General features: G+C 52.5%; 6 protein-coding genes and 1 pseudogene. 2 read left to right on the top strand and 5 right to left on the bottom strand.

Features of this window, described 5'->3' with window-relative positions:
* Positions 1–47 precede the first annotated feature (47 nt).
* The 3 genes from GCE01_RS16310 to hxlB are packed head-to-tail and all read right to left on the bottom strand — an operon-like array spanning position 48 to position 2,400.
* A complete protein-coding gene (locus GCE01_RS16310; protein WP_099213680.1) occupies positions 48–1,160 on the bottom strand; it encodes an S-(hydroxymethyl)glutathione dehydrogenase/class III alcohol dehydrogenase in 1,113 nt (370 codons plus the stop codon).
* A gap of 27 nt (positions 1,161–1,187) precedes the next feature.
* The gene (hxlA, locus tag GCE01_RS16305) at positions 1,188–1,817 is read right to left on the bottom strand and encodes a 3-hexulose-6-phosphate synthase (RefSeq protein WP_099213679.1); all 630 of its coding nucleotides are present in this window, start codon (positions 1,815–1,817) and stop codon (positions 1,188–1,190) included.
* A 4-nt stretch (positions 1,818–1,821) separates the two neighbouring features.
* Positions 1,822–2,400 (bottom strand): 6-phospho-3-hexuloisomerase, encoded by a 579-nt coding sequence (hxlB, locus tag GCE01_RS16300; protein ID WP_099213678.1) that lies wholly within the window; start codon positions 2,398–2,400, stop codon positions 1,822–1,824.
* Positions 2,401–2,489: 89 nt separating this feature from the next.
* On the opposite strand from hxlB, the gene GCE01_RS16295 reads away from it, so the two are divergent.
* Positions 2,490–3,428 (top strand): LysR family transcriptional regulator, encoded by a 939-nt coding sequence (locus tag GCE01_RS16295; protein WP_244591284.1) that lies wholly within the window; start codon positions 2,490–2,492, stop codon positions 3,426–3,428.
* A gap of 197 nt (positions 3,429–3,625) precedes the next feature.
* A protein-coding gene (locus GCE01_RS16290; RefSeq protein WP_099213676.1) for an IS5 family transposase occupies positions 3,626–4,383 on the top strand; the annotation gives its coding sequence in 2 pieces (ribosomal slippage) (positions 3,626–3,947 and positions 3,947–4,383; 759 coding nt in all).
* Between the two features lie 22 nt (positions 4,384–4,405).
* Here GCE01_RS16290 and GCE01_RS16285 read toward each other — a convergent pair.
* Both GCE01_RS16285 and GCE01_RS17050 read right to left on the bottom strand, forming a co-directional pair.
* A complete protein-coding gene (locus GCE01_RS16285) occupies positions 4,406–5,365 on the bottom strand; it encodes an IS110 family RNA-guided transposase (protein WP_099213675.1) in 960 nt (319 codons plus the stop codon).
* Between the two features lie 172 nt (positions 5,366–5,537).
* A pseudogene (locus GCE01_RS17050) lies at positions 5,538–5,736 on the bottom strand (hypothetical protein); the annotation flags it as partial.

Below are 5,736 nucleotides of genomic sequence, written 5' to 3'. Positions count from 1 at the left end.
CCTAGGCTCACAAAACCGACCGAAGGGACGAAACCACCTCTCCTATATCAATGGAAGTGAATAACCGACCGAATAGATTTTCCTTCATGCATGAGATCAAAAGCCTTGTTAATCTGATTTAGATGCATTGTGTGCGTGACGAAGGGCGCAAGTTCAATATCCCCTTTCATCGCCTCTTCGACCATAATCGGAAGCTGGGAACGGCCTTTGACACCGCCGAAAGCCGATCCTTTCCAGACACGTCCTGTGACCAGTTGAAAGGGACGTGTCGAAATTTCCTGCCCCGCTCCGGCGACACCAATAACAATGGACTGTCCCCATCCACGATGCGCAGCTTCCAGGGCTGAGCGCATGACATGGACATTGCCAATACACTCGAACGTATGATCAATGCCCCAGCCACTCATTTCGATCAGAACCTCCTGAATGGGCTTATCGAAATCTTTAGGATTCAGGCAGTCCGTAGCGCCAAACTGGCGTGCTAACGCAAATTTTTCCGGATTGGTGTCGATGGCAATAATGCGTCCTGCTTTCGCCTGCCGCGCCCCTTGAACTGCAGCAAGACCAATACCGCCCAGGCCGAAGATAGCGACGGAATCCCCCGGCTGAACCTTGGCAGTATTATGCACTGCGCCAATACCCGTCGTGACACCGCACCCTAAAAGGCAGACGTGTTCGGGATTGGCCTCAGGATTGATTTTCGCCAACGAGACTTCAGCAACAACCGTATATTCACTGAACGTCGAACATCCCATATAATGGTAAAGAGGCTGACCATTATACGAAAAACGCGTTGTACCATCCGGCATCACGCCTCTGCCCTGTGTTGCGCGAACAGCAATACAAAGATTGGTTTTCCCGGATAAACAAAATTCACATTTACCGCATTCCGCCGTGTAAAGCGGAATCACATGATCTCCCGGGACGACACTTGTTACACCTTCGCCAACTTCGACAACGACGCCAGCCCCCTCGTGCCCGAGCACGACTGGAAAAAGCCCTTCCGGATCATTGCCTGACAGGGTGAATGCGTCTGTATGACAGACGCCAGTATTTGTTATCCGAATGAGCACCTCTCCTTGACGGGGAGGCGCAACATCAATTTCGACAATTTCAAGTGGTTTCCCTGCTTCAAAAGCAACAGCAGCCCGAGACTTCATTTTCAGATCCTTAATTATTTTGTGGTATCATTTGATGGCATTGCGCAGTCTTCGGGCTGCGTCCTGAGGATCCTCCGCGCTATAAATGCCCCCACCTACGATAGCAATTTCGGCACCTGCATCCCGGACTGTCGTGATTGTAGAGGCATTAATCCCACCCGCCACGGCGAATGGAAGCACGCTCCCGGAAATTGTCTTGAGCAGATCAACAATGCTGTACCCAGGTAAAGATTGCTCATCCAGTCCCGCATGGAGTTCGACGTGAGAAACGCCCAGATCTTTTAGTTCGGAAATCCGGGAGAGACGGTACTGCGGAGGCACACCAATCAAATCTGCCACGACCCGTTTCTGATGCGCATAGCCGGCTTTAACAGCGCCTGCGATCGTAGCATCGTTCGCAAGGGCCAACACGCCGACGGAGTCAGCCCCCGCTTCAAACGCCATGGTGGCTTCAAGCTCCCCGGCATCCATTGTTTTATAATCTGCGAAGAGTTCTTTCTCTGGATAAGCAGTCTTGATAGCTCTAAGAACCGCTAAACCCTCTGCTTTGACGAGCGGTGTACCAATTTCAATAATATCCACATGTGGGGCAACCTTTCCCAGCAGAAGGAGAGCCTCCCTCGTGCTCAGAAGATCCAAAGCAATCTGAAGTTTCATAATATTATTCCCAATTTGCGTGACGGGCCCAAAGCACGTCGTTTTCGAGGTGGTTGGCCTGCCAGATGGCATGAAAGAGGCTGTCCAGAACCAGAATGGCCGCCTGTTCGAACAGCGACCCGGCGTACTGAACCGTGGAGTCTCTGTGTGAGCTTTGCTTGCCGGCAGCATCTATGATGATCGAAACAGTCGCGATCTGGCTCAGGGGACTGTCTGCGGCTGTCGTCAAGGCAATAACATCTGCTCCTGCACGCATTACTTTGTGAGCAATCGCGAGCATACTGTCCGTAGTCCCGGACCCTGACGGAATAATTACGACATCTCCGTAGTTTACGGCCGGTGCTGTTGGTTCAGACAGCATGTGAACCTTCAGTCCGAGATGCATGAACCGCATTGCATTCATTCCCATCCCAATGCCACTGCGACCGGCACCTGCAAAATACAGGCGCGGCGCAGATGCAATCATCCGTGCTACCCTCTGACAATTTTCAATACGTACAGAGCGTAAGGCATGAGAAATCTCACTCACGACTGTCGAAAGGGCGTCAGAAACAGCCTTCGTATCGGGTGACCTGAATGCCATGCACTTTCTCCCCCTTTTTGATTGACTGGCTTATCTCCCCCAAGAGCCGTTGCCAGAAGATAAGAGAACAGACAGGATCAAACAAACAAATGAGGTCAATGGTGGGTATCGATCATATCAATTTGGCTGGGCTCGATTTGAATCTTCTGATCGCTCTGGATGCTCTTCTGGAAACGGGAAGTGTCACAAAGGCTGGAAAGCTTATGGGGATCGGCCAATCTGCCATGAGTCATAATCTGGGGCGTCTTCGAACTCTTTTTGGAGATGAACTGCTGACACGACATGCTGGCGGCATGCGACGGACCCCACGCGCGGAAGCACTGCGTCTGCCTGTGCGAGAGGCACTCAGTGGTCTTCAGGCCTTGTTGGGGCGTGAGACGCCATTTAACCCAACCACGGCCGAACGTCTTTTTAGGATTGCAGTCCCAGACAGCATTGAAATGCTTTTGATGCCTCGATTTCTGGAATATCTTCAGAAAAAGGCTCCAGGAATTCGCCTTCGCCTGCATAACGTCGACCCTGAATCCGTCCTCAGTGCTATCGATGAAAATAAAATCGATCTGGCTATTGGCATAGGACCCTTCAATGGTGCGCAAACCCACCATAAAAGCCGTCTTTTAATGCGAGATGAATATCTGGTCCTCTTCAATTCCAATATTACAAAATTGAAAACGCCACTCTCTCTCGACGATTTTCTTAAATACTCACATCTGCTGACGAGCTTGCGACCTGGGGAGCATGGTGTAGTCGATAAGGCCCTGGCGCTCTTGGGATTGAGCCGCTCAATTGCCCTAACAACGCCAAGATTTATGAGCGTTGCTCCTTTGCTCGTGCAGGCCCCCGTGATAGCGACAATGCACAGTCGTCCTGCGCGGATGCTGGCAAAGATCTTCAATCTCACAACCAGCCCGCCGCCTGTCGCATTGACAGATGTCAGGATCGACATGATCTGGCATGGATCTTACGGAGACGATCAGGCGCATTGCTGGATACGCGACACACTATGGAAGATGGCGCAAATCCCTTGAAAATTTGTTCCTCAGTTATGACAGTATTATTTCTGAGAAACAGGAAGATGATATCTCATGGCTTCTACCAACGCTGCAAAAGCGGGTGAGTGTAATCGCCTGCTGGGATAATACAGATACGGGCCTTCACACTCTAGGCTCAGGACCCATTGATTTGATTACGGAAATCTGATTCAGGCTCTGTGAGGAGACTGGAGATGAGCGACCTGTTTTGGCTGACGGATGAACAGATGGATCGTCTGCGGCCCTTTTTCCCAAAGAGCCACGGCAAACCTCGCGTTGATGACCGTCGCGTGTTGAGCGGGATCATTTTCGTGAACCGCAATGGGATGCGCTGGCGTGATGCGCCCCGGGAATACGGTCCACATAAGACGTTGTACAACCGCTGGAAGCGCTGGGGCGACATGGGCATTTTCATGCGGATGATGGATGGCCTGTCTGCTGCAAAAGCCGAGCCTCGGACGATTATGATTGATGCGACGTATCTCAAGGCACACCGCACGGCTTCAAGCCTGCGGCTAAAAAAGGGGATCCAGGGCGTCTGATCGGACGGACAAAAGGCGGCATGAATACGAAGCTGCATGCGATCACCGATCAGAACGGACGACCGCTGAGCTTCTTCATGACGGCGGGACAGGTCAGCGATTATACCGGTGCCGCTGCCCTGCTGGACAGTCTTCCTATGGCACAGTGGATGTTGGGCGATCGCGGGTATGACGCCGACTGGTTCAGGGACGCCCTGGAAGAGAGGGGGATAAAGCCCTGCATTCCAGGACGGAAATCTCGTGGAAAACCGGTCAAATACGATAAGAGAAAATATAAACGCCGTAATCGCATCGAGATTATGTTCGGAAGGCTCAAGGACTGGCGGAGGGTCGCAACACGCTATGACAGATGCCCGAATGTCTTCTTCTCAGCCATCTGCCTCGCTGCAACCGTCATCTTCTGGCTATGAGTCCTGAGCCTAGCAACTGTGTTTAAGCGGCGGAGCTAATGCGCCATGGCAGGGCGGTTTTGAGGACGGCATTGGCGATTGTGACGAGACGCCGTGCGATAGCGACGATCACCAGTTTGTGTGGCTTACCCCGCTCTTTCATACGCTTGGCAACAGCTTTCAGAACCGGATTATGGTAGGCAGCAGCCAATCCTGCCTGGAACAGGACGTGGCGGAGAGATCTTCTTCCCCCTGAAATGACACGTTTCCCGCGCATCGCGCCACTATCATGAGCCATTGGTGCAAGTCCGGTCATGGCAGCGGCTTCTGTCGCTGTCATGCGGCCGAGCTCTGGCATTTCGGCGAGAAGCATGGCGACTGATACCGGGCCGATACCAGGAATAGAACGGAGAAGCTCTGCTTTGGCAGAGAGTTCTTTGCCCTGTGCAATGACTCCTTCAATCCGTTGTTCGAGCTCGCTGATCTGGCTCTCAAGAAATGCTTTAAGACTGCTGTCCATCTCCTCCAGTTCAGCGCTCACACCCTGCTTGCGGCGCGCCGAAATCTGAGCAGAAAGCCGTTTGCGTACCTCCACCATCTGAGCTCTGCGCACCGTCAGTGCCCGCAGAAGCTGGAGTTTTGCATCCGGCAGTGTTCGGCCGGCCTCTGGGCGGATAACCATGAAGCGCGCAATCAGTTCCGCGTCGATCTGGTCGGTCTTCGCTCTCTTCCCCATGGAGAATGCGAAAGCCTTGATCTGTGCTGGTGGCAACTGGACCGCATTGATCCCCATACTTATGAGAACACGCCAGAGTGCCCATTCCTGTCCGCCTGTGGCTTCAAACCCAACCTTGAGATCGTCCGGCATACTCTGAAAAATTTCAAGTAATCTTGCATGGCCATCAGGTGAATTCTGCAAACGAAATCTCTGCTTTTCTGACAGGCAAAAGCCATCAAGCCAGTCTCGAGACACATCTATTCCAATGACCGTTTCCGAAGACATATCACTCTCTCTCTTTCTTATGTTCGCGGTCCCGGAACCGGGCCGCCGTCAACTGTTCGAGACGGTGAAGAGAGGCGAGATCAGCCTGCTAGAAAACGTGGTCAGGCTACCAGGTGTTAAGCGCTGTATCTCACCTCATGAACGACTCTGGCCAGGGTCGTTCATGAGGTCATCATAACAAGCTGGAAACACATAAGGTGTATTGCGCCGCTTCACGTAACCCTGTGATCAGCGTTTCCATAAAGGGCCCACTGTGCGGATGGTTCCCTCCCGCGTGGGCTGCAACATATTTGGCGAGTGTCATACGACGCGTCTTCAAAACATCCGAGGGGTGAAACCATTTCTGCAACAGGGCCAAAGAGAGCCGTGTT

Origin of the sequence: Gluconobacter cerinus, from assembly GCF_002723935.1 — a bacterium.
In the GTDB taxonomy this organism is placed as follows: Bacteria; Pseudomonadota; Alphaproteobacteria; order Acetobacterales; family Acetobacteraceae; genus Gluconobacter; species Gluconobacter cerinus.
Note: the sequence above shows the minus strand (reverse complement) of the source record. Positions and strands in the feature narration are given on the sequence as shown.

Coding starts and splice junctions, on each gene's coding strand:
- GCE01_RS16310 (WP_099213680.1), bottom strand. CDS start 1,160: ATGAAGTCTCGGGCTGCTGTTGCTTTTGAAGCAGGGAAACCACTTGAA.
- hxlA (WP_099213679.1), bottom strand. CDS start 1,817: ATGAAACTTCAGATTGCTTTGGATCTTCTGAGCACGAGGGAGGCTCTC.
- hxlB (WP_099213678.1), bottom strand. CDS start 2,400: ATGGCATTCAGGTCACCCGATACGAAGGCTGTTTCTGACGCCCTTTCG.
- GCE01_RS16295 (WP_244591284.1), top strand. CDS start 2,490: ATGAGGTCAATGGTGGGTATCGATCATATCAATTTGGCTGGGCTCGAT.
- GCE01_RS16285 (WP_099213675.1), bottom strand. CDS start 5,365: ATGTCTTCGGAAACGGTCATTGGAATAGATGTGTCTCGAGACTGGCTT.